This window comes from Pseudidiomarina xizangensis (assembly GCF_052541995.1).
On record NZ_JBOBQA010000003.1, the window covers coordinates 41,393 to 68,168 of the forward strand.

The following is a 26,776-nucleotide window of genomic DNA, read 5'->3' on the forward strand; positions in this document are numbered from 1 at the left end:
AGGTCTAATTTGTCGCAACCACTATACTACACATAAACAGGTGTATTTGCCTATGGCTGAACAGCATGACAGCGAACTCCAAACGCGCGTTGCCGATTTAGAAAGTCGGTTAGCGTTTCAAGATGACACGATTGAAACCCTCAATCAATTAGTCACCGTACAATCTGAACAGCTGCAAATTATGCAGCACAAGCTAAAACTACTTGGCCAGCGCCTGCAACAGCTGCAAGAGCGCAGTGACGATAATGATAATAGTGACCCAGCAGACGATGTGCCACCTCATTATTAATAGTCCACCTCGACCACGAATTCGAGCTTAACTTGACCGCTGTTAGCTGACCCCGTATAACATTCATTCAACTTTAACGGAGTCAGCATGTCGGTCAAACATCCAATTATTGCGGTAACAGGCTCCTCAGGAGCAGGCACCACCACCACAAGTCAGGCGTTGCGACACATCTTCCGTTCGCAGGACATCACTGCCGCCTGCGTTGAAGGCGACAGCTTTCACCTGTACTCGCGCCCCGAAATGGACGTTGCCATTCGTAAAGCTCAAGAACAAGGCCGACACATTAGTTACTTTGGGCCGGAAGCGAACGACTTCAACCGTTTGGAAGCATTATTTCGCGAGTATGGTGAAAGTGGCAAAGGCGAAGTTCGGCGTTATTTACACAACTTTGATGATGCCGTGCCCTACCACCAGATGCCAGGTACCTTCACTCCCTGGGAGTCGGTCCAGGATGATACCGATCTGCTCTTTTACGAAGGACTTCATGGTGGCGTAAAAACTGCCGATCATGATGTCGCGAACTACGTCGATTTGCTGATCGGCATGGTTCCAATCGTCAATTTAGAATGGATTCAGAAATTGCTCCGCGATACTGCGGAACGGGGCCATAGTCGCGAGGCGGTAACCCAAAGTATTGTGCGCAGTATGGAAGATTACATCCATCACATCGTACCGCAATTTTCGCGTACCCATATAAACTTCCAACGGGTTCCCACCGTGGATACCTCCAACCCGTTTAGTGCTAAAGACATTCCATCGTTGGACGAGAGCTTCGTAGTGATCCGCTTTCGTGGCATGCGTAACGTCAATTTCCCCTACTACCTGCAAATGATAGAAGGCTCATTTATGTCTCGCATGAATACCTTAGTCGTACCGGGTGGCAAAATGGTCTTTGCCATGGAGTTGATCCTGGCACCGCTGATCGAAGAAATGATGTTCGCTAAATTACACGGCGGCAAGCCAGGCTGGTTGAAAAGTTAGCCTGCTTCGCCCACCAGCCAATGACTTTGCCATTCGGCACCGCGCTCTTGTCTGAGCAAAGGGGTGAGAAAATTCATGATAGTCGGCAACTGTTGCACCACACCATAAGGTGGATTAATAAACAGCATGCCGCAACCGTTTAAGCGGCTCGAGTCTTGCGCTCCACAAATCAACAAATCAACAGCCATGGCTTTATTTACCTGCGGCAAGTCAGCCACTGCCTGTTGAAACTCACTGGCAACCACGGGGTCCTTAATCGGGTACCAGACCACATAGGTTCCGTTCGCCCAGCGTTTGGTACCGTCGGCCAGCGCATTAATCACCTGCGCAAACTCATCCGGTTGTTCAAAAGGTGGATCGATCAGTACCATGCCCCGTTTGATGGGTGGCGGTGTCAGTGCTTTTAATGCAGCAAAGCCATTACGACCGCCAGCAACGGTAATGCGTTGGCTCCGGGGGAAATCCTGTACAACGTTTTCGGCCAGCAGTTGCGCATCTTCAGGGTGAAGTTCGCACAACGTCAGCTGATCCTGCTCACGTAACTGCAACGCGGCCAAGTACGGTGACCCCGGATACCAGCGGCAGCTATCGTCTGGCAGGTTGAGTTCACGCACAGCTTGTACGTAACCAGCAAGCTCTTCAGGTACATCCGAGGCGTGCAATAGGCGCTTAATACCTAATTCCCATTCCGCGGTTTTTTGCGCCTGCTCGCCCTGCAAATCGTACATACCGATTCCGGCATGCGTGTCCAATAACCAGAACGGCTTTTGCTTTTGCTGCAGATACGACAAACACGCCCATTGCAGAGCGTGTTTCATTACATCAGCAAAATTACCGGCATGATAACTATGGCGATAGTTCACTTAGTCGGCCTGCTCGATACTGTAACTGTGTGACATTTCGACAGCGGCTTCCAGCATCTTCGCTACCGAACAATACTTCTCCGCCGAAAGTTGAACAGCGCGCTCGACGTGCTTTTCTGCAACATCTTTACCGGTTACCACAAAATGCAGGTGAATCTTAGTAAACACGGCCGGCACTGCATCAGCGCGCTCACCGTTGACTTCGCAGCGACAGCCAGTGACCTGCTGCCGCGCTTTTTCCAGAATACTCACCACGTCTACAGATGAACAGGCGCCTGCCGCAGCAAGCACCAACTCCATGGGTGAACCAGCAACGGCTTTATCGCCATCGAGCATGACCTCATGACCGGTTCCTGAAGTGGCCTTAAAAACCATGCCCTGTTGCCATTCGACTGTTGATTTCATTGCTGTTGCCATGACTCAGCCCTCTTGCTTGTCGAAATGCAGACCAGGAAGTAATTTCTCTGGCATGTTGACCTTTTCAGTTTCGACTGAGGCCACCGGGTAAGCACAGTAGTCAGCTGCATAGTAAGCACTTGCACGGTGATTACCACTGGCACCAATACCGCCAAACGGTGCAGCACTGCTTGCGCCGGTGATCGGTTTGTTCCAGTTCACGATGCCTGCACGAATACGCTTAAAGAAGTATCGGTAAGTCTCTTCCGCATCGCATAAAATACCAGCAGATAAGCCGAAGCTGGTGTTATTCGCTTCTTTAATCGCCGCATCAAAATCTGTGTACCGGTAAACTTTCAACAATGGACCGAAATGCTCAATATCTGGCATGTCTTCAACGTTGGTCACATCGATAATGCCCGGAGTGACAAAGCCAAGGTGATGGTCTTTTTGTTGCATACGTAGCAATACACTCCCACCAGCAGCGGCCAAATCGTTTTGTGCTTTTACCATTTCATTTGCCGCTTTGGCAGAAATCATCGCGCCCATAAACGGCTGAGGTTCTGCTGCGTAATCGCCTACTTCAATTTGTTTGGCTACTTCGAGTAAGCGCTCAAGGATGACGTCGCCATTATCGCTACGCTCAATGAACAGGCGTCGCGCACAAGTGCAACGTTGACCCGAAGTAATAAATGCCGATTGCACGATGTCATGAACTGCACCATCAACATCGGCAACGTCTTTCACGATGAGTGGGTTGTTGCCCCCCATCTCTAACGCCAGAATTTTATCCGGTCGACCGGCAAACTGCTTGTGTAGCACATGCCCGGTGCCCGATGAACCGGTGAAGAACAAGCCATCAATTTGGCCGTGAGCAGACAATGCTTTCCCCGTTTCTACCAGTCCTTGAACCAGGTTAAGCACGCCTTTTGGTAAGCCCGCTTGCTGCCACAGTTTCATCGTGAACTCAGCCACTTTCGGGGTCATTTCACTAGGCTTGAAGACGACAGTGTTGCCCGCTAATAACGAGGGCACAATGTGGCCGTTCGGCAAGTGCCCAGGGAAATTATAGGGGCCATAAACTGCCACAACACCATGAGCTTTATGGCGAATGAATGCCTTACCGGCTGGCATTGGATTCTCAACTGTTCCCGTACGTTCATGATAGGCGCGCTCGGAAATAGCAACTTTACCGATCATGGCACCAACTTCTGTCAGCGTTTCCCAAATAGGCTTACCGGTTTCCTCGGCAATGATTTCCGCAAATTCTTGTTTATTCTCTTCAAGTAATTCAGAAACCTTTTTACAAATCGCCAGGCGCTCATCGAACTCACGATCAGTCCAGTCGATAAAGGCCTCACGCGCGGCCATTACCGCAGCATCAACTTGCGCCTCTGAAGCACAACGCCCCGCCCAAACGACTTCGTCACGAGCTGGGTTAATTGACTTAAATTCGTCACCTTCACCAGCAAGCCATTCGCCGCCGATGAATAAATTTTGTTCTGACATAATGTGTGTTCCTCGCAGTTTGAGTCCACTTACAACGCGACAAAGCGCGCATGATCCCCGTTTTGCAGGCGCAGTTGGTCAGCCGTTTCGGGGGTAATAACAATATGATCGGAGTGTTCTTGTATGCTGGCACGTCCGGCACGGAAATCCGCCACTCGCGTATTGCACATAATCACATCAGCTGCATTGTCGGACTGAACTTCAGCAATACGGACAGCTTTACGCTGACTTTCCCGGACACTTTTAATATTGGCGACTTCCACTTCCACCGTTGGTCCGGCATCAAAAATATCCACGTATCCACGGAAACGGAAGCCTTCACTTTCCAACATCCGTAACGCAGGGCGGGTGTTGTCATGCACCTTTCCAATCACGGCTTGTGCTTCAGGTTCGAGCATTTTCACATAGAGTGGAAATTGTGGCATCAATTCAGCAACAAAGGCTTTTTCACCAATACCCGTAAGGTAGTCAGCCTGGTCAAAGTCCATATTGAAAAAATACTTTTCTAACCAGCCCCAGAACGGGGATTCGCCATTGTCGTCCGAAACACCACGCATCTCGGCAATCGCAAATTGACTAAAGCGTTCATGAAACTCCGCCATAAACAGCATGCGGAAGCGCGAGAGCACTCGACCATTTTGGTTTTTCCGAAAGGGTTCGCGCAAAAATAGCGTGCACAACTCACTCACCCCAGTGTAATCATTACATAGGGTTAGCGTTTCTAATGCATTGTAGACGTCAAGTCCTTTAGAGTGGTGGACGATCTTACCCAGCCGGTAATGATAGAATGCTTCGGTTAAGCCCACAGCAGCCTCAATACCGCTACAGCCAACGACTTCACCCGTTTCGGTATCTTCCATAACGAACAGGTAGCCTTCCTCGCCTGGCTCGCTAACATGCTCTCGCGCAAAGGCTTCCTGAGCACGCGCGATACGCCGGCGCAACAAATCTTCATCAACGGGCAATGAAGTAAAGCCGTAACCTGACTCCACTGCACAGTCATAAAGCGCCGCATAATCCTGCGGCCTAATTGGACGTACTACTAACATATAGGCTCCGCCGTCTTATCCGACGAGTTTCGCGACCGCTTTTTCGAAGCGTGCCAAACCCTCTAAAACATCCGCTTCAGGAATAACCAACGACGGTGTGAAACGAATCACATTGGGGCCTGCAACCAGTACCATCACGCCCTCTTCTGCACCCGCGTTAAGAAAGTCGCGCGCTTTACCTTCGTAGTTGTCGCTCAACTCAGCACCGATCAACAGGCCTTTGCCACGGATATCTTTAAAGATGCCGTAACGTTCGTTGATTTCTGCCAGCTTACTTTTAAATAACTCTTCGCGCGCTTTAACACCTTCCAACACTTCCTCGGTGCTCACCACATCAAACACAGCTTCAGCGACGGCGCAGGCAAGCGGGTTACCGCCATAAGTACTGCCATGGGTGCCCGGTTTCAGGTGTTCAGCGATAGCTTTGGTGGTTAACATCGCACCAATTGGGAAGCCGCCACCCAGCGATTTCGCCGACGCCAAAATATCAGGGGTAACACCCAGTTGTTGATAAGCATAAAGGCTACCGGTACGGCCAAAGCCTGTTTGTACTTCATCAAAAATCAACAGCGCGTTGTATTTGTCACAAAGCGCCCGTACACCTTTAACAAACTCCAGATCTGGGCTTATGACTCCGCCTTCGCCTTGCAACGGCTCCATCATCACGGCACAGGTTTTATCTGACATTTGCGCTTCGAGTGCCGCCAGATCATTGTATTCGACGTGTTGAATGCCGCCTGGTTTTGGCCCGAAGCCATCTGAGTAAGCGGGTTGTCCACCGACAGTGACGGTGAAAAATGTACGCCCGTGGAAACCTTTGGCGAAAGCGACAATTTGATCTTTGTCAGCGCCGTGGTTATCCAGCGCCCAGCGACGCGCCAGCTTTAACGCGGCTTCGTTCGCTTCCGCGCCTGAGTTAGCGAAATAAACCCGATCAGCAAAGGTCGCGTCGGTCAGCTTTTTCGCCAGACGGATCGCCGGTTCATTGGTGAACACATTGCTAAGATGCCACAATTTATTGCCTTGCTCGGTTAAGGCTTTCACCATTGCCGGATGGCAGTGTCCCAAGCAGTTCACCGCGATACCGCCAGCAAAATCAACATATTCAATGCCTTCTTGGTCCCACACGCGTGATCCTTCACCTTTTACGGGAATCATCTTCGCGGGGTTATAGTTTGGAACCATTACGTCATTAAACGTCTCGCGGGTAACCTTCATGTGTTCTGCCATAAATTCCTCTCTGTCGGATTCTATTACGGGTAATTTGAGTGGCCATATTATTGCAGAAAATCGTCGGTTTGTCGTTGCGAAAGAGCAGAAAAAACAGTGCGTTCAGCGAATCAGGTTAAGCTTGCGGGATGGCTGCATAACTATGCGTATGCTGTCATTTCTGTTGAATAGTTAACGCGTAAAATTTCGGCAACTAGTGACGAAATTCTGCAAAACAGCATGGCCATGTTCGGTTTCAATAGCCTCCGGATGGTATTGCACCCCCCAAACTGCCAAATCGCGGTGATGCAATGCCATAATTTCACGTTCACCACTGGCGTTTTCTGTCCAGGCGTCAATCGCGAGACAGGCTGGAATACTATCGTTCGCCAACACCAGTGAATGATAACGTGCCACTCTGAACTGTTGCGGCAGCCCCTGCATAAGACCTTCACCCTGATGGCTCAGCAGTGACGTTTTGCCATGCATGACTTGGGTGGCGCGTACCACCTTGGCACCAAATACCTGACCTATGGCTTGATGACCAAGACAAACGCCAAGTAGCGGAATTTCACCAGCAAAGGCTTCGATTACCGCTAAGGTGATGCCGGCGTCGTTCGGAGTGCAAGGGCCTGGAGACAGAACGATACCACTGATAGGTAGAGCGGCGATTTCCGCCAGGGTAATGGCGTCATTACGCACCACCATCACCTCGCACTCCAGCTCGCGGAAGTAACGCACCACGTTATGAGTGAATGAGTCGTAATTATCGATCATCAACAACATGGAACGTCGCTCTCAAGGCTTAAGGACGTGGCACAAGGCCGACAACGTCATAGACCTTGCGCAAGGTTTCCGTGGCATAGCCGCTGGCTTTATCTGCGCCTTTGGCCATGACCTGATTGAGGAAATCCAGGTCCGCACGGTACTCGTGGTAACGTTGCTGAATCGGCTCCAGCATCGCCACTACCGCATCGGCAGTATCAGTTTTCAAATGGCCATACATTTTGTCTTCGTACTCGGGCACCAGCTCAGCAATCGGCCGATCTGTCGCTGCTGATAAAATCGACAGTAGATTTGAAACCCCAGCTTTTTCGTCGGGGTCAAAATAAATCCGCGCTTGCTCATCAGAGTCGGTAACCGCGCGTTTTAGCTTCTTGCTAATTTTTTTCGGGTCTTCCAACAAGCCAATGAAATTATTTGGATTTTCGTCCGACTTGGACATCTTTTTGGTCGGATCCTGTAAGCTCATTACGCGCGCGCCAAATTCGGGAATAAAAGGATCTGGAATCGTAAAGACGTCGCCATAGATGTTGTTAAACCGGGTCGCGACATCGCGTGCCAGCTCCAGGTGCTGCTTCTGGTCATTGCCTACAGGTACTTCGTTGGCTTGATAGAGCAAAATATCAGCGGCCATCAGTGCCGGGTAAGTAAACAAACCCGCATTAATATTGTGCGCGTGACGATCTGATTTGTCCTTGAACTGGGTCATGCGATTCAGTTCACCCATTTGCGTGTAGCAATTCAAAATCCACGCCAGTTGGGCATGTTCAGGCACATGTGACTGTACAAAAATCACGCTTTTATCTGGGTCAAGGCCGCACGCCATATAGAGCGCTAAACCGTCAAGGGTTGCTTCACGCAACTGCAGCGGATCCTGACGCACCGTAATCGCGTGCAGATCAACCAGCATGAAACGACAATCATGGGTCGCTTGCATTTTCACCCACTGCCGCAAAGCGCCAATATAATTGCCGATCGAAAGTTGCCCTGATGGCTGACAGCCACTTAATACAATAGGTTTACTCATAAATAATTCCGTTAACGTCCCGCGCAAATCTTAACCGATGGCGACTTTGTTAGTTTGATAATGTTGCTAATTCAGCCCGCATGTCATTAATGACTTTGGCATAATCCGGTTGATTGAAAATAGCCGAACCGGCGACGAACATATCGGCACCCGCCGCTGCTATTTCCGCGATATTTTCAGTTTTTACGCCACCATCTATTTCCAGTCGAATCGGCCGCCCACTCGCATCGATTCGTTGCCGGGCTTCGCGGAGTTTGTCCAGAGTACCTGGAATAAACTGCTGACCACCAAAACCAGGATTCACTGACATCAACAGGATGACGTCCAGTTTGTCCATGACGTAATCCAGGTAGTGTAAGGGTGTCGCCGGGTTAAAAACTAAGCCGGCCTGACAACCGTGATCGCGGATCTGTTGCAAACAACGATCAATATGCGTTGCCGCCTCAGGATGGAAAGTAATAATCGAGGCGCCCGCGGCCGCAAACTCATCGATCATCCGCTCTACCGGCTGCACCATCAAATGTACATCTATTGGTGCGGTGACACCGTGAGCACGCAAGGCTTTACAGACCATGGGACCAATGGTGAGATTCGGCACGAAATGGTTGTCCATTACATCAAAATGCACAACGTCGGCGCCAGCTTTTAAAACCGCGTCGACTTCATCCCCTAATCGAGCAAAATCTGCCGACAAGATCGATGGAGCGATGAGATAATCTGCCATGGTGGTCCCCGTTGCTTGCAATGCGCTGCGGCATTGGTTTAAGAAAGTGCCCTAGTGTACCAGACAGACCCGCGCTTGCCAGTTAAAAAAGCGGCAAATAGCTTGGCAAAGCAGGGACAAAGCTGCTAAATTGTACGTTATTCACGCATTCGCGGAAGGAGTGTCATCAGTGCAAAAACAGCGCAAACACAAACAGGTCGCCAGCGGCTTGGTTATTGCCAGTGTAATGCTTACAGCTGCATTGTTGACTAGTGGTGGACAATCGTCCGTTATTGCTTCTGAAGCAAAATGCCAAAAACTGTTTAATAACTCCGAGCAGCCGCAAGTCCTTCAACAATGTGTTGAACAAGCGAGTCAGAATGAACTCTCTTGGGGTTCATGGTTCTCTGGTCGCAGCCGCTCAACCCAGTTTCATTTCCTTGATCTGTTTGAGCTTCTTTTCGATGACTCGAAAGACGGTCAGAACGAATACGGCAGCAACAAGAAAGTCAGCTTGGGTTAACCTAAGTTAATGAGTACTGATTCCAAACCTAATTTTTTCAGTATAGTTATCAGCGTTCTAGCTGCGCTTTTTGGTGTGCAAACTGAAGGCAATCGCCAACGCGATTTTAGCAAGGGTCACCCAGGCATTTTCATCGGCGTTGGCGTCATCTTTATCGTCTTATTCGTGGTTACGCTACTACTTATCGTCAACTGGGTACTCCCTTAAACGGGAGCACCAGCCTGTTCGTGCGAGGTAATGCCTGAGTGGCGCAGCAAGGCTTCAACGTCAGGCTCACGACCACGAAATTCCTTAAACAACTGCATCGCTTCGCGCGAACCACCGCGCTCTAAAATGGCATGCAAGAAGTCCATACCAACGTCACGATTGAAAACCCCTTCCTCTTCAAATCGACTAAACGCGTCGGCGGATAAGACTTCAGCCCACTTGTAACTGTAATAGCCAGCGGCATACCCGCCAGCGAAAATATGCCCAAAGCCATGCTGGAAACGGTTATATGCAGGCGGTTTACGGACCGCTACCTGATCACGTACCGCATCGAGAATCGATTGAATTTGATCACTTTGCCCGACGTCGTAATCGCGATGGATACGTAAGTCGAACAAGCTAAACTCTAACTGTCGAACCATCTGCATTGCCGATTGAAAGTTTCGGGCAGCCAGCATTTTCTCCAGTAAATCTTGGGGTAATGGCGCACCAGTTTCGTAATGCCCAGAAATAACCGCCAAGGCTTCCGGCTCCCAGCACCAGTTTTCCAGAAACTGTGAGGGTAGCTCGACCGCGTCCCAGGCAACACCGTTAATTCCTGACACACCAGCCACATCGACTTTAGTCAACATATGATGCAAGCCGTGACCGAACTCGTGGAACAGAGTTAATACTTCATCGTGTGTGAACAGCGCAGGCTTATCACCCAAGGGCTTGTTGAAGTTACAGGTTAAATACGCAACCGGATGTTGCAACTTGTTTGCGGTAGTGACGCGACGTACCGCGCACTCGGCCATCCAGGCACCACCACGCTTGCCGTTTCGCGCATAAAGGTCAAGAAAGAAGCTGCCGCGTAACTCGCCATTGCTATCGCCAATAACAAAATAGCGCACGTTTTCGTGGTAACTCGATGCTGGGGTTTGTTCCTCTACGTTCATGCCAAAAAGATTTTCGACAACGTTAAATAGTCCGTTTAGCACCTGTTCTTCAGGAAAATAAGGTCGCAGTTCTTCGTCAGAAATAGCGTATTTTTGCTGTTTTAACTTTTCACTAAAGTAAGGTACATCCCAGGCTTCAAGTTGCTCGACGCCATAGTCGGTTTTGGCGAAATCGAGTATTTCTTGATAGTCCGTGTGTGCCTGTGGCAATGAGCGCGCCGCAAGATCTTGTAGAAACTGTTCAACTTGCGTCGCCGACTCCGCCATTTTGGTTGCCAAACTTAAGTCAGCATAGTCGCGATACCCTAATAATTGCGCCATTTCGTGCCGCAATGCCAAGGTTTCGTTCATAATTTCGCTGTTATCAAATTGCCCAGCTTGTGGCCCTTGATCCGATGCCCGAGTGGTAAAGGCTTGGTACATCACCTTACGCAGTTCCGCATCGTCCGCGTACATCATCACTGGTAAATAACTGGGAATTGCCAATCCAAAGCGCCAGCCTTGTTGGTCATTTTCTTCCGCCGCACTGGCGGCTGCATCAATGGCACTTTGTGGCAATCCGCCCAACCGCGCTTTGTCTGTGACGACATAGTGCCAACCATCAGTAGCATCAAGCAGGTTGTTGCTAAATGTTGAAGAAAGCTCAGACAAGCGGGTTTGGATCTCAGCATAACGTTTCTTCTCTGCCGCTGGTAACGCTACGCCAGATAACTCAAAATCTCGCAGTGTGTCATCGATAACTTTACGTTGTGCTTCCGTTAGAGCGTTGTACTCATCACTGTCTTTCAGCGCCCGGAAAGCTTTAAATAGTTCTTCATGTTGCCCGACAAAAGTGCCGTAATCGCTTAACAGCGATAGACAGGCGTCGTGCGCTTCACGTAACTCTGGCGAACTGACCACAGAATTAAGATGCGATACTGGCGACCAGCTGCGTTCCAATAGGTCATCGGCATCTTCCAACGGTGCTACGAGCCCATCCCAACTGTAATCTTGCGCCGCCAACACGGTTTCTATGGCCTGCTTACACGCTGCAATGCGTTGTTCAATTGCAGGCACAATGTGCTCTGGCTGGATGGCGTCGAAAGGTGGCAAACGATAATCACCTAATAAAGGGTTTTGACTCATGCGGGTTCCTCTTGAATAATGCGCTGTGTAACTACTCTACTGCAGATGTTAGGCCGAAGCTTTTGTTTTCAAGGTCGCAGCTCAAATAACAACAGGAAATCATCATGAATTTAGCTTACGCTGTGTTGCGTAAAATGCGCCATAGTTTAGCGGCAGCAATCGCTGTTATGACCCTCGCGGGATGTAGCAGCCTACCCACCCAGGCACCGCTTTCAGCGCAACAGGCGCATCCCAACGGCGAGTCACTTAGCTTAACTGAGCTCTACCAAACCGATACGTATCAAGCTCGAGGTGTACCACCCACCCGTTGGCTTGCCGACGGCAGCGGTTACACTATTCTAGAACAAGCCGCGCAAGATTCCGGACAGAATCTAGTTCGTTATCATCCACGCACGCAACAACGTACAGTGCTTATCAGTGCCACTGAGTTAACTCCAAAAGGCACGGAGGCTCCGCTAGAAATCGCCGACTATCACTGGTCAAACGCGGGCAACAAGCTGTTGATTTTCACCAACACTAAACGGTCATGGCGCACCCATACTTTAGGCGATTACTGGGTCTTCGACCTGCAGCAGCGCACCTTAACTCAGCTCGGAACCTTCGCTGATGCATCGACCTTACAGTTCGCTAAGTTCGACCCTGCTGCTGAGCGCGTCGCCTACGTTATGCAAAACAACATTTATGTTCAGCGCTTACGCGACGGTAAGATCACCCAGCTCACCCACGACGGCAGTGATACCATCGTTAACGGCACCTTCGACTGGGTCAACGAGGAAGAGTTTTTTTTGCGTGACGGCTTCCGCTGGAGTCCAGATGGTAAAGAAATTGCCTACTGGCAGCTGGATACCTCAGGTACCCCCATATTTACCATGATCAATAATACTGACACGCTGTATCCGACGTTGAAAACCTTCCCCTACCCGAAAGTTGGTGAGACCAACGCCGCCATGCGCATCGGCGTAATGCCAGCGGACGGTGGCGACACCACCTGGATGAAGGTACCCGGTGAGCCACGTCAGCATTATCTGGTTCGCATGCAATGGGCTGGTAATTCCGAGCAATTGTTTATTCAACAGCTCACTCGTTCGCAAGCAGTCAACCGAGCATTTTTAGCTCATGCTGACACCGGCAACGTCACTCAAGTGATTCGTGAAACTACTGAGAGCTGGGCTGAATACGTTGATGATGTGACCTTTCTCGCCGATGGTGAGTCGTTCACCTGGTTAAGCGAACGCAGTGGTTACCGCCATATCTACCGGGTTGATCGTGACAGCGGTCGTCTTACTGCCATTACCCGTGGCAACTGGGACGTGGTCGAGGTCGTGCAGATCAATGAGGAGCAAGGCTGGGTCTATTTTATTGCCTCACCCGAGACGCCACTTGAACGTTATTTGTTTCGCGCCAGCCTGGACGGTAGCAGCAAGTTGGAGCGACTGACGCCAGCGCAAGCCGGTACCCACAGCTATCAATTATCGGCAAATGCTGACTACGCTGTGCATACCTATTCCAGCGTCACGCAAATACCGCAAGTGGATATGATCAGCCTGCCCGACCACCGTCGTATTCGTATGATCAAAAGTAACTCCGAAGCACAGACTGCGTTCAATGAACTTGCTCGTGGTAGCTTCCAATTCTTCCAGGTCACGGCGCAAGATGGACTTGAGCTGGATGGTTTTCTGATGAAACCCGTCAACTTTGATCCGAGCAAAACCTATCCGATTTTGGTTTATGTTTATGGTGAGCCGTGGGGCCAAACCGTTAGCAATAGTTGGGGTGGCGAACGTTTCTTATGGCATACCTACCTAACTCAACAAGGTTACATTGTTACCTCGATCGATAATCGCGGCACCAAATCGCCAAGAGGTTTTGACTGGCGTCGTTCGATTTATAAGAACCTTGGCGTGGTTACCGTGCGCGACCAACATGATGCCTTGCAAGCCATGCTCGACCGCTGGTCATTTATTGATGAAGATCGCGTCGGCATCTGGGGCCACAGCGGTGGTGGCTCGCAGACGCTGAATGCGTTATTTCGTTATCCCGAGGCGTACGATGTCGGGTTAGCCTTGGCACCTGTGCCTGATTTAACGCTCTACGACACCATCTACCAAGAGCGCTACTCAGGATTATTACCGGAAGCGGCTGAGCGCTACCGTGAAACCTCCGCCATTACTCATGCGGAAAACCTGCGGGGCGACTTACTCTTGGTACATGGCACCGGCGATGACAATGTCCATTTCCAGGGTACTGAACGCCTGGTAAACGAACTGATTAAGCATGGTAAGCAGTTTGAATTTTTTGCCTATCCGAACCGTACCCACGGCATTAGTGAAGGTGCAGGCACCACGTTGCATCTGCGCACCATGATGACCGACTTTTTGCGTGAGAACCTGCCAGCAGGCGCTCGTTAATCATCCGCGTAGTCAAGATAGGCTTCGTTCAACACGGTCACGCCGTGTTGCCGAAGCCATCGTTCGGCCGCTTGATAATCATCTGAATAACGCGCCACCCACTGCCAGAATTTCGCACTATGATTGAATTCTGCCAGATGACAAAGCTCATGAATAACCACATTTCGCACCACCCATTCCGGCGCCAGCCATAACTTCCAGGAGAATTTTAGCTCGCCTTCGCGACTGCAATGTCCCCACTTGCTCGAGAAGCTCCCGACCTCCCAACTTTTTGGCTGCAACGGATGGTTGCGCGGCCAATCACTGAAAAAAACATCTAACCACTGCTTGGCCTGCTGCTGATACCAGCCACGAACAATGCTTTTAGGCTCTTTTTTTGGATTGGACCGCTTTGTTACTGTGGCAATGAGCGTGTTGTCCTTGCAGCAACAGCTCTTCCGCGTCGCAGTTCGCACTTGCAGAGTTAACGGCTGCCCCAGCCAACGTAGTCGCTCGCCGGCTTGCCAGTTGCGTGATTGGACGCCAGCGAGCTGCTGTTGCTGACGTTGCAGGTGCTTCTGGATCCAGGCTTCTTTGCTCGCCACAAATTGCTGTATCTTGGCTTCAGCAAGTGCCCAGGGCGCATGCACCTGCACTTCGCCATCACGAACTTTGATCGCGACAGAACGACGCTTTTTACTGCGATGGATGGGATAGATTAAGCTCATCGTTTTTTTCATCTCGCTTTAACCGCGGCTTGCGTTGCACATGCGTCCTTTTTGGGCGATCATACTACCTTCGATTTTGTCACAGATTAGCACGTAACAGGAGCACAACGCATGACCCGACACTACGATTATTTAGCGATTGGCGCAGGAAGTGGTGGTATTGCCTCAGCAAACCGCGCAGCGATTCGCGGTGCCAAAGCCGCTGTTATCGAAGCTAAAGCCGTAGGTGGAACCTGCGTAAATGTGGGTTGCGTGCCGAAAAAAGTCATGTGGTACGGGGCACATATTGCCGAAGCACTAAAATACAGTGAAGCCTATGGTTTCGACATTCAACAAAACGGCTTTGACTGGAAAACCTTAGTACGGAATCGTGAAGCGTACATTGAGCGCATTCATGGTGGTTACAAACGCGGGTTTGAGAGTAACGGTGTGGAATACATTGAGGGTTTCGCTCGCTTTGTTGACAAAAATACTGTTGAAGTCAATGGTGAGCAAATCACCGCTGACCACATTACCGTGGCAGTTGGTGGCCGCGCCATCGTCCCCGCTTGTGAAGGTGCCGAGTATGGTATCGACTCAGATGGCTTTTTTGCTTTAGAAGATCGCCCCAACAAAGCTGTTGTGGTCGGTGCTGGCTACATTGCGGTAGAAATCGCTGGGGTGTTACATGCACTGGGAAGTAACAGTCACTTGCTGGTGCGCCGCGACCGTCCATTACGCTACTTTGATGAAGATATCACTGATGCATTGCTCGAACGCATCGAGCTTGATGGGCCAACGCTGCATACCAACACTGTGGTCACCAAAGTCGAAAAAGATGATCGCGGATTACTGCAGGTATACACCGAAGCCGGCGATGTGATTGCAGACGTTGATTGCTTGGTGTGGGCCATCGGCCGCGAACCAGCTACCGACAAAATTAATCTTGAAGCGGCTGGCGTTGAAGTTGATCCGGTCGGTTTTGTCCGTACCGACAAGTATCAAAACACCAATGTTGAAGGTATATACGCAGTAGGTGACATCACCGGTGAAGCGCAGCTTACTCCGGTAGCCATTAAAGCTGGGCGCTTGCTCGCTGAGCGCTTATTCAACCCAGAGCTTGCCGACGCACACATGGATTACACCCAAATTCCAACGATTGTGTTCACCCATCCGCCAATAGGTACAGTAGGTTTTACCGAGATCGAAGCGATCGCTAAATACGGCGAAGGCAATGTCAACGTTTACCGCTCCAAGTTTGCCGCCATGTACAATGCGGTAACACCGCACCGGGCGCTGAGTACTTTCAAGCTAGTTTGTACCGGTGAAGAAGAAAAAGTCGTCGGCATTCACGGTATCGGCGAAGGGATGGATGAAATTCTACAAGGTTTCGCAGTAGCCTTAAAAATGGGTGCAACCAAGGCAGATTTCGATGCCACCGTTGCGTTGCACCCAACCAGCGCCGAAGAGTTTGTCACCCTACGCTAACTCAACTTCATAGCCAGCACCGGCAAAGCGCGGGTGGTGGTTTTCGGAGAACCAGTATGAAAACGATCGGAGTTATTGGCGGTATGAGTTGGGAGTCGACACTGGTCTACTACCGTCTACTGAATCAGTACACCCGCGCGAAATTGGGCGGTCATCACTCGGCGCGGCTGGTGCTGTACAGTGTTGATTTCGCCGAGATCGAGCAGCTGCAACAACAAGGTAACTGGGAGCAAACTGCGATCATCCTGACCCAGGCGGCGCAGGCTCTCGAAGCGGCAGGCGCGGAGCTCATGCTCATTGCGACCAACACCATGCATAAAGTTGCCGCTGAAGTACAAGACGCCATTAACTCGCCACTACTACACATTGTTGACGCGCTCGCTGAGGCAATACTGCAACAAGGTCATAGCGCGATTGGCTTACTGGGGACACGCTTTACCATGGAGCAGGAGTTCTATCGTAAACGTTTAGAGCAACATGGTATCACCGTGCTAACGCCTTCCGCATCGACCAGAGAGTGCATTCATGACTGTATTTTTAACGAGTTATGCCAGGGACAATTCACCGCAGCCGCAAAACAGGCTTTTTTAAGCAGCTGCGACGAACTTCACGCACAAGGTGCGGATGGCATCGTGTTGGGCTGTACTGAAATTGGTTTGTTATTGCAGCAGGACGATACCCCAATCAAGCTCTATGACACCACCGAAATACACGCGGCAGCGGCCATTAAAGCCGCGTTAAGTTAACTACCAACGAGTTGAATTAAGTACGTCGAGGTTTCCGCTCCGGCGGTGCCGCATCGACGTTCATCGATACTATGCGAGAGAGATGACTATAAGGTAAGCCCGTCTCCTCGTGCCATTGATTGAACATCTGCTGGGCCTGACGTAGTCCGCGTTTACTGGTCGCCGACGCATCCATTAAATTATGATTTTTTAACGCCGTCACCACATCTGGTGACAAAACAAAACCATCCCAGCCGACACGCCGCAGAAAATGCTGCGCTGTAGCGCCAGCAAGACGCGCACCGTTAATCTTGAAATAATCCAATAGCCCAGCTTGATCTGACGATGGCCAATTCGCAAGAAACTGACCAAAGCTGCCATGCTGTTCAGCGACTTCAACTATCATACCAGCGTTGCGTGGTACGGTTTCAATTTTCTGCCAGTTCCGCACAATGCGGGTATCATCTGCCAGTTGCTCTAAACGCTCTGGCGGTACCTGTTGCCAATACACTGGCACAAAGCCACTAAAGGCTTGCTCAAAACCTTGCCACTTGTTATCAATAATACGCCACACGAAACCTGCGCGAAAAATACCACGGGTCATTTCCGCAAGATAAAAGGCATCATCATGTTCAGTCAGCACATCACGATCGACAACTTTGGGTAATCTCTGGTTAACTTCAGCTTTGCCTTTACGCGCAACTGCCCGTTCTTGAAAATAACTAAATTTCATCAGTTCTGCTCTGTCATTGGTCGTAAACTTACTAGCTAAGCTAACCATCTCTGTGCTAGTTTCACAAGATTGCTTTATTTTCATCATCACCTTAGTGGGTAACGATGTTTTTACTAATTGTTTTCGCTTTTATCGCTATCGGCATTTCCTTTCTCTGTTCGATACTCGAAGCGGCGTTGCTGTCGATTACGCCCAGTTACATTGCCCAGCTTAGAGCTGAACGGCCGCGCTTGCATGACCAACTACAGCGTCTTAAAAGCACCATCGATCGGCCACTGGCTGCGATTTTAACCCTAAACACCATAGCACACACGGTTGGCGCCGCTGGCGTTGGAGCGCAAGTTGGCGTGGTGTTTGGTGACGGTTACCTAGCCATCGCATCTGCCGTCATGACGCTGTTGATTTTGGTCATTTCCGAAATCATTCCAAAAACGATAGGTGCTAAATTTTGGCGCGGCCTTGCGCCAGCGCTGCCTCCCATGCTGAACACCATGATTATTGGACTTAAACCTCTTATCTGGGCATCGGACCAAATCACCAAGCGTATCGGAGGCACCGCGCACGACATTGACATCCGGGCTGAAATCAAAGCTCTCGCCATCGTCGGCAATGAAAAAAAAGCCATTGATGATGACGAAAAACGGGTTATCAGTAATATTCTCGATTTGCATGCGATAACAATTAGCAAAGTGATGACACCGCGCATGGTTTGTGAAGCTGTTCGACCGGACAGCACCATCGGCGAATTTTTAGAGCAAGTCAAAACGATGCCGTTTTCACGTTTCCCTGTTATTGATGACGACGAAGTTCCGCATGGTATCATTCTGCGAAATGAGGCGTTGGAATCGCACCGTGACGAAAAAGTCAGTCGTCTTTTGCGTGAAGTTGAAGTGCTCAGCCCCAGCATTGACTTGGAAAGCGCGTTAACACGTTTTCTGGAGACGCGTCAGCATATGGCGGTGGTGTTTGATGAACATGGCACCTGGCTTGGCCTGATCACTATGGAAGACATTATAGAGACCATTCTTGGTCAACCCATAATGGATGAAACCGATACTGTCCCCAGTCTCAGACGCTACGCTAAACAGCGCTGGGGGCAACGAATCAAGACCAGTGACGATGCCGAACAGTGATTTAATTTACGCGAATAAGTCGATATTCCACCAATCACAGCTTTTGCGTACGGTTTTAAAGATCATGGCAGTGTTTTCTCTGCTCATCGGCAGTATCAATGTTTTTGCATTTAATAGCTACGACGCCGCTCTCTTTAATTATGTGAGCTTTTTCGGCGCCATTTTCTTATTGATTTATTTCCGTGACCCTGACCGTCTCAAGCTCACCTCCTGGCTTACTTGTGCCGCGATTATCTTCAATGTCCTGGTCTTTATCCATATTGCCAACGGTCAGAACTACTCTATTCTTTGGGTCATGATCATTCCACCGATCGTATTCTTTTTACTGGGTCGCAAAGTAGGTGCTTGGGTCACCGCAACACTTTTTTTGTATGTCATCGGATTTATGGCAGTTCAGATTCGACAGCCTGAAATGCGCACCTTAGGCACTGGTGCGCTGCTTAATATCATCGAAGTCTGTATCGCGTTATGGTTCCTTTTTCGCTTTTACGAAGGATCGCGCGAGTCGGCTTATCGCGAACTCGAAATCCAGTCCATTACCGATAAATTGACAGGCTTATACAATCGCCTGAAACTCGACTCCGTAGTCGCTGGTCAACATCGTCAACTGGCGAACGGTCAGCTCGAACACTCCTCGGTAGTTATCGCAGATATCGATAATTTCAAAGATATTAACGATCGCCTCGGTCACATTCAGGGCGATAAAGTGCTGCGACATACCGCGAGGCTATTACGCGATTTCACTTGCGACCAGGGCGTTGTCGGTCGCTGGGGGGGTGAGGAGTTCATGATTATTCTTCCCGATTACAATCTTGACCAGGCAAAACTCTATAGTGAGCAACTTCGTCATTTCATTGCCGACAACAAAGCTGCTTTTGGCCAACCGTTAACCATGAGCTTCGGGGTTGCTAAACTGCATGCAGAAAAATCATTTGAACACACCTTCATTAATGCCGACCGTGCGCTCTACCGAGCGAAACAAGCCGGACGTAACTGTGTCATGGTTGCCAACGAATAGATTATGAAAAAGCAGCAACCGTAAACAAACGGCTACTGCTTTCGCTTTCGACTTATTAAAAGAGCGCGTTGGTTTAAGACATCGCGCTCTTTTTTACTCAGTCAATATGACTGCGACTCTTACCCTCTTTAACTTCCACCGGCTGCCGCATCGGTTGCGGCTTGGCTCTCGGCTTGGGTTCAAAGCGCGGTTGCTGACGCACCACCGGCTGACTTGGCTTAGGCTCAAACACTGGTTGTTGTCGCACTATTGGTTGACTGGGCTTGGGCTCAAAGCGCGGCTGCTGGCGTACCACCGGCTGACTTGGCTTACGCTCAAACACTGGCTGTTGACGACGCACAATAGGTTCGCTTGGTTGCCGCTCAACTCGACCCGGCTGTTTTGCAATAGGTCCGCGTTTTTCAACCCGCCGCATCCGTGGCTCAGCTTCTGCTTCTAACAAGCGGCGACGGATTTCAACTTGTGGTGGACGCTTGTCGCGCACTGGGGCTGCAACCACTCGGCCCGGCTTATCCTGGGGCTGCAGTTGCGGCGGATTTTGAACCAGTTCACGATGCCGATACTCCACGTTGCGACGATGGCGCGGATCATGGCGCCAGCGATCACCATCACCTGGCGCAGGGCGATAGCGACGGTCACGACGATTGTCGCGAGCCCAATCACGATCGCGGTTATGGTAATGATGATGATGCACAACTACATAACGATTCGGCCAGTAAAAATCACTGAAAAAATACCATTGCGGGACATGGTAAGAAAAAGACCAGCGAATACCACTACCCACTGCTACCCTTAAACCGGGATGTCCCCAGTAAACCGGTGGTGTTCTATGCCACCATGGACCATACACATAACGGGTATCGTACACCGGTACATAAACGTATTCACGGCGCACCGTTTCAATCCGAATGGTTCGGGCTTCGCGGGCCACAGCGACATGCTCGTCGCTACGTAAGTTTCCTGCAACATAAGCACGGTCCCGCAATACCTGGATACTCGCCAGCACATCTTCTTGTTGTGCGATAAACGCCTCACCTAATGCTTGGGTCCATTCCAGGTTCTCACTCATTTGCTTGATTACATCTGGTGTCGCCACCAAAGCCTTAACGCTGGGGTCCCAATTTTCCTCATCAGCTTGGGCAAGTGCATCTTCAGGCGATAAGTGGTCGTTACGGCTGACCCAACGCTCGGCCTGCACAACTTCCAGAGGATAGGTAGCAGCAATTAGAATATGGGAAAGAAGGCTATCAGGATACAAGGCAATGGGTGCCAACATCCGGTCTAAGTCGGCTTGGGTGTAGACGCCGTTAGTTGCGCTCACCGAATACTTATCCGACTCGGCATGCGCGGTCGAAATTGCGGTACAGCCAATTGAGGTTGCCAGTGCTAGCGATAGCACGCTGAATTTCAGTAAAGGCACGTTGACCTTGCTAAGTTTAAACATGATTGAGCCTCCGTTAGGCGGGCAGTTTTTGACTGCCAGTTAAAGTATAGACGCTCCTAGTGTTCATTTGGTGACAAAGTTGATGTAAAGAATCCACAAAGAAAAACACCGCTCAGCGAGCGGTGTTTTTGGTTAACCTTAATTAGTTCATTCAATACCTAACTCTTTCAATAAGTTATCTGCACCATCTACAACTTCCATTTGCCACAACATAAATCGGCTATCGACTTGAATCGAGCGCGTGTTGTCGATGTTGAAGTCCCAGTCCGAGATAATGGAATCTAATGTACCGTCAAACGCTAAGCCTACCAGTTCAGCTTTGCCGTTAAGTACCGCTGAACCTGAATTACCGCCGGTAATATCAAGCGTCGCAAGATAGTTCACCGGAACCGAGTTGAGACTCTCAACGTAGTAATCAGCATAGTTTCTATGCTTAATGGCATCGAGCTGCGCTTGTGGCGCATTGAATTCACCCTCACCGGTAGCCTTTTGCTGGATTCCATGTAACGTAGTGAACGCGGTCCAGGCCGTACCATCATAAGTACCATGGTCTCGGCCTGTCACCGTTCCATAGGTTACCCGCAAGGTGCTGTTGGCGTCGGGATAAACTGCTTCACCTTGTTCACGCATGAAGGCAATTTTAGCCCGCATATAATTCGCGTAGGCGGACTGAATTTGTCCAGACAGCTCTTGCGCTTCATCCTGCTCAGCTTGTTGCTGCGGGTATAACGCCACCGCAGCCTGCACAAACACATCATCTTGATCAGCAAACTGACTTGGGCTGGCAGCCAACAGCTGATTACGCACATCGAGCTCAGTTAAGTCGGTCGCTGCATACCAACTCGCGATCACATCGCGAAGTTCCGCATCCGACATCTCAGCACTTAAACCAAGTGCCTGATCGAAACTTGCGTCACGTTGCTCCAATGGTGCCTCGAGATAGTTTTTCAGATTGTAGAAATCAAGAGCCATTTCAACACTCGCATCAAAACTACGTTCGAAACCTGCTACATAAGCTTTAAATCGCGGTAAGTCGCGCTCCTGATAGCCGGCTTCACGTTCCGCGTCTGGCTTACTTTGTTCCTGACTTAATTTATACAAAACCGCTGCCATACCTAGTAAACGCGGCGCTGCTAACGAACGATAATAATCTTCCCGATCACCTTTATGGCGCTCAGCGAGAAAACGCTCTATTGCCTGCAGATCTTCAGCATAAGCAGCACCGTTTTCTGCACTTCCGTTCACCCATTCTTTCAGTGCTTCATGCTCAGCTTGTTCACGTTGTAAAAGATCTGAGTTAGCGAAACTATCGAGCATCCCCTGACGGTTTTTCAGGTAGTTGTTCAAGCCTGCAACTCGGCTTGCGTACTTAAGTTCGGCATCCTTATGGTTTTCAGTTTGTGCCGCAATGATCTCGAGATTATCGCTGAAACGCTTCACCGTGTTCGGGTAGCTCCACTCGAAGGTATTCTCCACTTCACTCGGCAAACGGTGACGATTGGTGCGACCTGGATAACCCAACGCCATCACAAAATCGCCTTCATCTAGTGAATCTGACGCGATTGTCAGGTGATGTTCCGGTTGATAAGGTACGTTTTCTTCAGCAAACTCAGCTGATTTACCTTCTGGACTTACATACGCCCGATAAAACGAATAGTCACCGGTGTGACGTGGCCACATCCAATTGTCCGTATCACCACCGAATTTACCAACGCCCTCGGCAGGCGCATGCACCAAACGAACATCTTTAATTTCAAGCTGCTTAATTAAGTAATACTCAAGACCGCCGTAAAACGAAGAAACCTCACAACGGTGCCCAGCATCTTCTTCACAGGCCGCAACAATACTCTTGTAATTTTCCTCAATCGCATCCACTCGTGCTTTACCGGTGAGTTCAGCAGTGTCCGCATCAATCACCTGCGCGGTAACGTTTTCAACGGCTTTAGTTACGTACACACGTGAACCCGGAGCAGCCGCCACTTCATCTTCCAGCGAAGAGGCAAGAAAACCATTAGCCAATAGATCATTTTCCGGAGTCGAATTGTAAGCAATACTGTTGTAAACACAGTGATGGTTGGTGATAACTAAACCTTGCGGGGACACAAAAGAAGCTGAACAACCACCTAAACTCACCACAGCTCCCATCGGGAACTCAGTTAATTTGGTTAGAACGTTAGGATCCAATTCTAATCCTGCGGCCTTCAATTGGTCCGCAATTTCTGGCAACTGCTGTGGCATCCACATGCCTTCATCAGCAACGGCCACTGAGCTCACCAGAGCCAATGCAATAAGTGACTTTTTCATTTAATTACTCGTTGTTTTTATGTAGAAAATAAGAGGTTATTGAGTCAAACCATCATTGCCGTTGCGAAGCGCAAAGTCAATCTTTACCTGTGCTTTGGGTAAGTCAGGGTGTTAGACAACACCCTGATCAATCATTGCGTCAGCGACGCGTCGGAAGCCTGCAATATTAGCACCAAGTACCAAGTTATCTGGATCATCAAATTCTTCTGCTGTGCGTTTTGCGTCATTGTAGATGCGCGTCATGATGCACTGTAATTGTTCATCCACTTCCTCGCGCGTCCAACGCGTTAAGCTAGCGTTTTGCGCCATTTCCAATTGGCTCGTAGCAACGCCACCAGCATTCGCCGCTTTGCCAGGTCCGTAGAGAACGTGTTGCTCCTGAAGCAGGTCAACGGCTGCCTGTGTGCAGGGCATGTTGGCACCTTCAACCACAGCTTCGATACCTTGTTCCACTAAACATTGGGCATCATTCTCATTAAGTTCGTTTTGTGTAGCACATGGAAAGGCGAGTTGTGCTTCATAGCGCCAAATCTGCTCACCATTCTCAGGATAATCCGAGCGAGGGGTATAAATCGCGTCTTTATGGGTTTCACAGTAGTCACTCAACCTGGAGTGGCGAACTTCTTTAATCTCTTTCACCAAATCCAGATTAATACCGCTGGGATGGTAGAGCGTGCCGCTCGAGTCTGAACAAGCAATAGGCTTAGCACCAAGCTCATAAAGTTTTTCCATGGTGTAAACTGCGACGTTGCCGGAGCCAGAGACTAAGCAGGTTTTTCCTTTAAGTTCATCATCGCGGCTGCCCAGTAACGACCTGGCAAAATAAACACAGCCGAAGCCCGTGGCCTCCTTGCGCAAGGCAGAACCACCCCAAAGTATACTTTTACCCGTTAACACACCGTCAAATCGGTTAACCAGTCGCTTATACTGGCCGAATAAATAACCAATTTCGCGAGTGCCGACGCCAATATCGCCGGCTGGTACGTCGGTGTTAGGCCCAATATGGCGGTAGAGTTCTGTCATGAAAGACTGGCAAAACCGCATAATTTCAGCATCAGATTTGCCTTTCGGATCAAAGTTCGCGCCACCCTTGCCACCGCCTATCGGCAAGCCGGTGAGGGCATTTTTGAAGATTTGCTCGAAGCCCAGAAATTTTACGATACTGCCGTTTACACTGGGATGAAACCGCAGTCCACCTTTGTATGGGCCAAGTGCTGAATTAAACTCTATTCGGTACCCTTTATTCACCTGAATTTTGCCATCATCATCAACCCATGGTACCCGGAACATGATTTGCCGTTCGGGTTCGAGCAACCGCTCGATGATGGAGTGCTGACGATACTTTGGATTTTGCTCTAGTAACGGCGCCAGCGATTCTAATATCTCTTCTACCGCTTGATAGAATTCTGTTTGTGCGGGACTGCTTCTCTTAAGTTGCTCAATACTGTCATGGATATATGTCATTCACCCTCCTCGTTGATTTCTATACGCAGCGCAGGCAATTTCTGTCCACCTTGTAAAAGCGTCAGTTGCTCTGCTGGTCCCTGCTCAGGCAGTTGAAACTCCATGACGATACCAAACTGCTCGTTAAATAACACGCTAGGGTTTTCGGCTTTCAGCAGAAATGCTGACTGACCCGTAGCTTGCGCGGTAATTCCAGCATCTGTATGGCGGACACTGATCACAAAGTTTGGTTGCAGCTGATAATCACCGACGAGGCGTGCAGCTTGCGAATCACTTAAATCAATTACGCTACGCACAGCCACTTCATCGCTTATTTTCTCGGCGTACTCTGGCTCTGTGGAATTAATTTGGTAAAAGCTCAAACCATTCACCGTCCCATCAGGTTTTCGCACCACATCGAAGTAAACCAGAGAGTTTTCCAGTACAAACTGGTCGTTACCCACAGGCCGTATTGCACGCTTCTGGCTAACTCCACGTTGATTGTAGAGGGTACCGTCCTGCCAGCTTAGTGTGCGCTGCTCGTCGTCATTAATACGATAAGTGCCCACCAGATTACGCAGTTCAACCTCGGCGAGTTCAACTGTCGGCTTTTCAATTGGAAATGATTTGCCGATAACCAGACTCGCCAACCGCATACCAACTTCAGCAGTACTGGGTGAGTGTCCCATGAAGTTACTCAACACAACTACCGAAACTTGTTGCTCAGGCAGCCACAACGCAAAGGTACTGAAGCCATGTATACCGCCCGAGTGCCTAAGCATCGGCTCACCACGCAGTTGACTCACTGCAATACCGTAGCCATAGTCGTTAAAACCTTTACTCGTATCAATCATCCGTGCGTACATGGCATCGGTTAAAACTTTACCCCCATGCAAAGCTTGTTGCCATTGGTCAACATCGCTGGCAGAAGCCGACAAGGCGCCAGCCGCATGGGGTTGGGTCATGCTGATAAAAGGTGCGTTAACCAAGCTCTCCTCTTGCATATAACCTTCGACCCGGCCAGCAACAATCTCAGCGGCAGAATAATAACCCGTAGCCTGCAATCCCAAGGGCTCAAACAGCATTTGTTGCATGGCCTCATGCCAACTTAAACCGGTAACTTTTTCTATCACCGCTCCCAACACAACGTAGGCTGAATTGTTATAACGCCATTGGCTACCTGGGGCAAAATCCAGCGGCATGTCACTGGTGAGTGCAATCAACTCAGCAGTTGAAAGATCAGCGCGAATCTTATCTCCCACCATGTACCCAGGCACCTCAGTGTAGCTTGGTAAGCCCGAGGTATGATTGAGTAATTGATGTAATGTCAGTTCTGGCACATGGAAGTCGGGCAACACGTCACCCACGGGGGCATCCAAATCCAGTTCGCCGGCGGCTACTAACTTGAGAATTGTTGCTGCGGTATACTGCTTGGTTAAAGAGGCGAGGCGTAGAATGTGACCCGATTGCAATGCCACATCCAACTCCATATCCGCGACGCCACGAGCACCCTTGAAAATGACTTCTCCAGCTTGGGAGATCACAACGCTTGCACCAGGCATATCTGGCGCGTAAACCTCGGTCATTACCTTCTCAATTTGCTCGAGCGTCGGATCAGCAACAGGGGACTGCTGCGACTCTGAATTCGGTGAACAAGCAGTTATGCCCGCCAGGCAGAAAATGAAAAAGTACGTTAGTAATAGACGCATGGTCAGCTCCTTTTGTTTTAATCTATAGTAGTCCAAAAACCGCAAACAAAAAAAACGCCGGTCAATCGACCGGCGTTCGCATT

At 49.8% G+C, this 26,776-nt stretch carries 24 protein-coding genes; 9 read left to right on the forward strand and 15 right to left on the reverse strand.

All coding sequences use genetic code 11. The annotated features are described in order from the left end of the window. Positions 1-52 precede the first annotated feature (52 nt). Together ACQ5ES_RS08700 and ACQ5ES_RS08705 are read left to right on the forward strand one after the other, a co-directional pair. Positions 53-289, forward strand: coding sequence for a SlyX family protein (locus tag ACQ5ES_RS08700; protein WP_445015903.1), 237 nt, complete (start codon positions 53-55; stop codon positions 287-289). Between the two features lie 87 nt (positions 290-376). Then, complete coding sequence (locus tag ACQ5ES_RS08705) at positions 377-1,270, forward strand: phosphoribulokinase (RefSeq protein ID WP_445015905.1); 894 nt, start codon at positions 377-379, stop codon at positions 1,268-1,270. On the opposite strand, the gene ACQ5ES_RS08710 is transcribed toward ACQ5ES_RS08705, so the two are convergent. The 8 genes from ACQ5ES_RS08710 to rpe all read right to left on the reverse strand — a co-directional run bounded on the left by ACQ5ES_RS08710 (position 1,267) and on the right by rpe (position 8,830). Next, entirely contained in the window at positions 1,267-2,133 is an 867-nt protein-coding gene (locus tag ACQ5ES_RS08710; RefSeq protein ID WP_445015907.1) for a 23S rRNA (adenine(2030)-N(6))-methyltransferase RlmJ, read from the reverse strand. The two genes, ACQ5ES_RS08705 and ACQ5ES_RS08710, sit on opposite strands and share 4 nt — an antisense overlap. Continuing rightward, positions 2,134-2,538 (reverse strand): OsmC family protein, encoded by a 405-nt coding sequence (locus ACQ5ES_RS08715; protein WP_445016178.1) that lies wholly within the window; start codon positions 2,536-2,538, stop codon positions 2,134-2,136. Between the two features lie 15 nt (positions 2,539-2,553). Continuing rightward, on the reverse strand, positions 2,554-4,038 hold the full coding sequence (astD, locus tag ACQ5ES_RS08720; RefSeq protein WP_445015909.1) for a succinylglutamate-semialdehyde dehydrogenase: 1,485 nt from the start codon (positions 4,036-4,038) through the stop codon (positions 2,554-2,556). 29 nt (positions 4,039-4,067) lie between these two features. Next, complete coding sequence (gene astA / locus ACQ5ES_RS08725) at positions 4,068-5,087, reverse strand: arginine N-succinyltransferase (RefSeq protein WP_445015911.1); 1,020 nt, start codon at positions 5,085-5,087, stop codon at positions 4,068-4,070. Between the two features lie 15 nt (positions 5,088-5,102). After that, entirely contained in the window at positions 5,103-6,305 is a 1,203-nt protein-coding gene (locus ACQ5ES_RS08730) for an aspartate aminotransferase family protein (protein ID WP_445016180.1), read from the reverse strand. Between the two features lie 183 nt (positions 6,306-6,488). Then, positions 6,489-7,082: an anthranilate synthase component II gene (locus ACQ5ES_RS08735; protein WP_445015913.1), complete on the reverse strand. Its 594-nt coding sequence runs from the start codon at positions 7,080-7,082 to the stop codon at positions 6,489-6,491. 19 nt (positions 7,083-7,101) lie between these two features. Next, entirely contained in the window at positions 7,102-8,106 is a 1,005-nt protein-coding gene (trpS, locus tag ACQ5ES_RS08740) for a tryptophan--tRNA ligase (protein ID WP_445015915.1), read from the reverse strand. Between the two features lie 49 nt (positions 8,107-8,155). Further along, complete coding sequence (rpe, locus tag ACQ5ES_RS08745) at positions 8,156-8,830, reverse strand: ribulose-phosphate 3-epimerase (RefSeq protein ID WP_445015917.1); 675 nt, start codon at positions 8,828-8,830, stop codon at positions 8,156-8,158. Between the two features lie 169 nt (positions 8,831-8,999). Here rpe and ACQ5ES_RS08750 point away from each other — a divergent pair, with 169 nt between their 5' ends. Both ACQ5ES_RS08750 and ACQ5ES_RS08755 read left to right on the forward strand, forming a co-directional pair. Continuing rightward, complete coding sequence (locus ACQ5ES_RS08750) at positions 9,000-9,332, forward strand: hypothetical protein (RefSeq protein ID WP_445015919.1); 333 nt, start codon at positions 9,000-9,002, stop codon at positions 9,330-9,332. A 9-nt stretch (positions 9,333-9,341) separates the two neighbouring features. Next, positions 9,342-9,539: a DUF2970 domain-containing protein gene (locus tag ACQ5ES_RS08755; RefSeq protein ID WP_445015921.1), complete on the forward strand. Its 198-nt coding sequence runs from the start codon at positions 9,342-9,344 to the stop codon at positions 9,537-9,539. Here ACQ5ES_RS08755 and prlC read toward each other — a convergent pair. After that, positions 9,536-11,602 (reverse strand): oligopeptidase A, encoded by a 2,067-nt coding sequence (prlC, locus tag ACQ5ES_RS08760; RefSeq protein WP_445015923.1) that lies wholly within the window; start codon positions 11,600-11,602, stop codon positions 9,536-9,538. The two genes, ACQ5ES_RS08755 and prlC, sit on opposite strands and share 4 nt — an antisense overlap. A 104-nt stretch (positions 11,603-11,706) precedes the next feature. Here prlC and ACQ5ES_RS08765 point away from each other — a divergent pair, with 104 nt between their 5' ends. Then, positions 11,707-14,010 (forward strand): S9 family peptidase, encoded by a 2,304-nt coding sequence (locus tag ACQ5ES_RS08765; protein ID WP_445015925.1) that lies wholly within the window; start codon positions 11,707-11,709, stop codon positions 14,008-14,010. Here the strand turns inward: ACQ5ES_RS08765 and ACQ5ES_RS08770 are convergent. Next, the gene (locus ACQ5ES_RS08770) at positions 14,007-14,717 is read right to left on the reverse strand and encodes a M48 family metallopeptidase (RefSeq protein ID WP_445015926.1); all 711 of its coding nucleotides are present in this window, start codon (positions 14,715-14,717) and stop codon (positions 14,007-14,009) included. The two genes, ACQ5ES_RS08765 and ACQ5ES_RS08770, sit on opposite strands and share 4 nt — an antisense overlap. 111 nt (positions 14,718-14,828) lie before the next feature. On the opposite strand from ACQ5ES_RS08770, the gene gorA reads away from it, so the two are divergent. Together gorA and ACQ5ES_RS08780 are read left to right on the forward strand one after the other, a co-directional pair. Then, positions 14,829-16,184, forward strand: coding sequence for a glutathione-disulfide reductase (gorA, locus tag ACQ5ES_RS08775; RefSeq protein ID WP_445015928.1), 1,356 nt, complete (start codon positions 14,829-14,831; stop codon positions 16,182-16,184). A gap of 56 nt (positions 16,185-16,240) precedes the next feature. Continuing rightward, entirely contained in the window at positions 16,241-16,930 is a 690-nt protein-coding gene (locus ACQ5ES_RS08780) for an aspartate/glutamate racemase family protein (RefSeq protein ID WP_445015930.1), read from the forward strand. Positions 16,931-16,946: 16 nt separating this feature from the next. Here the strand turns inward: ACQ5ES_RS08780 and ACQ5ES_RS08785 are convergent, their stop codons facing one another. Next, a complete protein-coding gene (locus tag ACQ5ES_RS08785; protein WP_445015932.1) occupies positions 16,947-17,642 on the reverse strand; it encodes a DNA-3-methyladenine glycosylase I in 696 nt (231 codons plus the stop codon). A gap of 104 nt (positions 17,643-17,746) precedes the next feature. Between ACQ5ES_RS08785 and ACQ5ES_RS08790 the strand changes: the two genes are divergently transcribed. After that, positions 17,747-18,775, forward strand: coding sequence for a CNNM domain-containing protein (locus ACQ5ES_RS08790; RefSeq protein WP_445015934.1), 1,029 nt, complete (start codon positions 17,747-17,749; stop codon positions 18,773-18,775). Further along, on the forward strand, positions 18,762-19,793 hold the full coding sequence (locus ACQ5ES_RS08795) for a GGDEF domain-containing protein (protein ID WP_445015936.1): 1,032 nt from the start codon (positions 18,762-18,764) through the stop codon (positions 19,791-19,793). The genes ACQ5ES_RS08790 and ACQ5ES_RS08795 overlap by 14 nt, the downstream gene beginning before the upstream one ends. A 97-nt stretch (positions 19,794-19,890) precedes the next feature. On the opposite strand, the gene ACQ5ES_RS08800 is transcribed toward ACQ5ES_RS08795, so the two are convergent. The 4 genes from ACQ5ES_RS08800 to ACQ5ES_RS08815 form a co-directional block, all read right to left on the reverse strand. Next, positions 19,891-21,237: a DUF3300 domain-containing protein gene (locus ACQ5ES_RS08800; RefSeq protein ID WP_445015938.1), complete on the reverse strand. Its 1,347-nt coding sequence runs from the start codon at positions 21,235-21,237 to the stop codon at positions 19,891-19,893. Between the two features lie 147 nt (positions 21,238-21,384). After that, on the reverse strand, positions 21,385-23,541 hold the full coding sequence (locus ACQ5ES_RS08805; protein ID WP_445015940.1) for a S46 family peptidase: 2,157 nt from the start codon (positions 23,539-23,541) through the stop codon (positions 21,385-21,387). 111 nt (positions 23,542-23,652) lie between these two features. Further along, positions 23,653-25,005: an NADP-specific glutamate dehydrogenase gene (gene gdhA / locus ACQ5ES_RS08810; protein ID WP_445015942.1), complete on the reverse strand. Its 1,353-nt coding sequence runs from the start codon at positions 25,003-25,005 to the stop codon at positions 23,653-23,655. Further along, positions 25,002-26,693 (reverse strand): serine hydrolase domain-containing protein, encoded by a 1,692-nt coding sequence (locus ACQ5ES_RS08815; protein ID WP_445015944.1) that lies wholly within the window; start codon positions 26,691-26,693, stop codon positions 25,002-25,004. The genes gdhA and ACQ5ES_RS08815 overlap by 4 nt, the downstream gene beginning before the upstream one ends. Positions 26,694-26,776: the final 83 nt, after the last annotated feature.

Bases quoted from the DNA above. Each gene is read 5' to 3' on its own strand.
- ACQ5ES_RS08700 (WP_445015903.1), top strand. From the start codon at position 53: ATGGCTGAACAGCATGACAGCGAACTCCAAACGCGCGTTGCCGATTTA.
- ACQ5ES_RS08705 (WP_445015905.1), top strand. From the start codon at position 377: ATGTCGGTCAAACATCCAATTATTGCGGTAACAGGCTCCTCAGGAGCA.
- ACQ5ES_RS08715 (WP_445016178.1), bottom strand. From the start codon at position 2,538: ATGAAATCAACAGTCGAATGGCAACAGGGCATGGTTTTTAAGGCCACT.
- astD (WP_445015909.1), bottom strand. From the start codon at position 4,038: ATGTCAGAACAAAATTTATTCATCGGCGGCGAATGGCTTGCTGGTGAA.
- astA (WP_445015911.1), bottom strand. From the start codon at position 5,087: ATGTTAGTAGTACGTCCAATTAGGCCGCAGGATTATGCGGCGCTTTAT.
- ACQ5ES_RS08730 (WP_445016180.1), bottom strand. From the start codon at position 6,305: ATGAAGGTTACCCGCGAGACGTTTAATGACGTAATGGTTCCAAACTAT.
- ACQ5ES_RS08735 (WP_445015913.1), bottom strand. From the start codon at position 7,082: ATGTTGTTGATGATCGATAATTACGACTCATTCACTCATAACGTGGTG.
- trpS (WP_445015915.1), bottom strand. From the start codon at position 8,106: ATGAGTAAACCTATTGTATTAAGTGGCTGTCAGCCATCAGGGCAACTT.
- rpe (WP_445015917.1), bottom strand. From the start codon at position 8,830: ATGGCAGATTATCTCATCGCTCCATCGATCTTGTCGGCAGATTTTGCT.
- ACQ5ES_RS08755 (WP_445015921.1), top strand. From the start codon at position 9,342: ATGAGTACTGATTCCAAACCTAATTTTTTCAGTATAGTTATCAGCGTT.
- prlC (WP_445015923.1), bottom strand. From the start codon at position 11,602: ATGAGTCAAAACCCTTTATTAGGTGATTATCGTTTGCCACCTTTCGAC.
- ACQ5ES_RS08765 (WP_445015925.1), top strand. From the start codon at position 11,707: ATGAATTTAGCTTACGCTGTGTTGCGTAAAATGCGCCATAGTTTAGCG.
- ACQ5ES_RS08770 (WP_445015926.1), bottom strand. From the start codon at position 14,717: ATGAGCTTAATCTATCCCATCCATCGCAGTAAAAAGCGTCGTTCTGTC.
- gorA (WP_445015928.1), top strand. From the start codon at position 14,829: ATGACCCGACACTACGATTATTTAGCGATTGGCGCAGGAAGTGGTGGT.
- ACQ5ES_RS08780 (WP_445015930.1), top strand. From the start codon at position 16,241: ATGAAAACGATCGGAGTTATTGGCGGTATGAGTTGGGAGTCGACACTG.
- ACQ5ES_RS08785 (WP_445015932.1), bottom strand. From the start codon at position 17,642: ATGAAATTTAGTTATTTTCAAGAACGGGCAGTTGCGCGTAAAGGCAAA.
- ACQ5ES_RS08790 (WP_445015934.1), top strand. From the start codon at position 17,747: ATGTTTTTACTAATTGTTTTCGCTTTTATCGCTATCGGCATTTCCTTT.
- ACQ5ES_RS08795 (WP_445015936.1), top strand. From the start codon at position 18,762: ATGCCGAACAGTGATTTAATTTACGCGAATAAGTCGATATTCCACCAA.
- ACQ5ES_RS08800 (WP_445015938.1), bottom strand. From the start codon at position 21,237: ATGTTTAAACTTAGCAAGGTCAACGTGCCTTTACTGAAATTCAGCGTG.
- ACQ5ES_RS08805 (WP_445015940.1), bottom strand. From the start codon at position 23,541: ATGAAAAAGTCACTTATTGCATTGGCTCTGGTGAGCTCAGTGGCCGTT.
- gdhA (WP_445015942.1), bottom strand. From the start codon at position 25,005: ATGACATATATCCATGACAGTATTGAGCAACTTAAGAGAAGCAGTCCC.
- ACQ5ES_RS08815 (WP_445015944.1), bottom strand. From the start codon at position 26,693: ATGCGTCTATTACTAACGTACTTTTTCATTTTCTGCCTGGCGGGCATA.